This window comes from Paenibacillus filicis (assembly GCF_038070315.1).
Classification (GTDB): domain Bacteria; phylum Bacillota; class Bacilli; order Paenibacillales; family NBRC-103111; genus Paenibacillus_G; species Paenibacillus_G filicis.
This window is the reverse complement of the sequence record NZ_JBBPCC010000055.1, coordinates 1-1,211: the sequence shown is the minus strand read 5'-3', so window position 1 is coordinate 1,211 and position 1,211 is coordinate 1. Positions and strand designations below refer to the sequence as shown.

Genomic DNA, 1,211 nt, shown 5'->3' with positions numbered 1-1,211 from the left:
ACCGCCCCAGTCAAACTGCCCACCTGACACTGTCCTCATACCGGATCACGGTACCAAGTTAGAACTCCGATACGATCAGGGTGGTATCCCAACGGCGCCTCCACCCAAGCTGGCGCTCAGGCTTCTCAGGCTCCCACCTATCCTGTACAGATCGTACCAAAGTCCAATATCAAGCTGCAGTAAAGCTCCATGGGGTCTTTCCGTCTTGTCGCGGGTAACCTGCATCTTCACAGGTATTAAAATTTCACCGGATCTCTCGTCGAGACAGCGCCCAAGTCGTTACGCCATTCGTGCGGGTCAGAATTTACCTGACAAGGAATTTCGCTACCTTAGGACCGTTATAGTTACGGCCGCCGTTTACTGGGGCTTCGGTTCACAGCTTCGGGTTACCCCTAACCGCTCCCCTTAACCTTCCAGCACCGGGCAGGCGTCAGCCCGTATACTTCGCCTTGCGGCTTCGCACAGACCTGTGTTTTTGCTAAACAGTCGCTTGGGCCTTTTCACTGCGGCCCCCTCGGGCTATTCACCCTACCGAGGCACCCCTTCTCCCGAAGTTACGGGGTCATTTTGCCGAGTTCCTTAACGAGAGTTCTTCCGAGCGCCTTAGCATACTCTGCTCGCCTACCTGTGTCGGTTTGCGGTACGGGCACCTTCTCCCTGGCTAGAGGCTTTTCTTGGCAGCCTGAACTCATGACCTTCGGTACTCAAATTTCCCTCCCCATCACAGCTTAGCCTTATCGATGTGCGGATTTGCCTACACATCAGCCTCACTGCTTGGACGAGCATCCATCAGCTCGCGTCACTATCCTTCTGCGTCACCCCATTGCTCATAACGGTTCACGGTGGTACAGGAATTTCAACCTGTTGTCCTTCGACTACGCCTTTCGGCCTCGCCTTAGGTCCCGACTTACCCTGAGCGGACGAGCCTTCCTCAGGAACCCTTAGGCTTACGGCGGATCAGATTCTCACTGATCTTTTCGTTACTCATACCGGCATTCTCACTTGTATGCAGTCCACCAGTCCTCACGATCTAGCTTCAACCCGCATACAACGCTCCCCTACCCCAACGCAACTTAGTTGCGTCCGTCATAGCTTCGGTGGTGTGTTTAGCCCCGTTACATTTTCGGCGCAGAGTCACTCGACCAGTGAGCTATTACGCACTCTTTCAATGGTGGCTGCTTCTAAGCCAACATCCTGGTTGTCTGGGCAAC

1 rRNA gene is annotated in these 1,211 nt (G+C 54.3%); it reads right to left on the bottom strand.

Annotation, left to right across the window (positions count from 1 at the left end):
• A 23S ribosomal RNA gene (locus tag WMW72_RS35485) occupies positions 1–1,211 on the bottom strand; the annotation flags it as partial.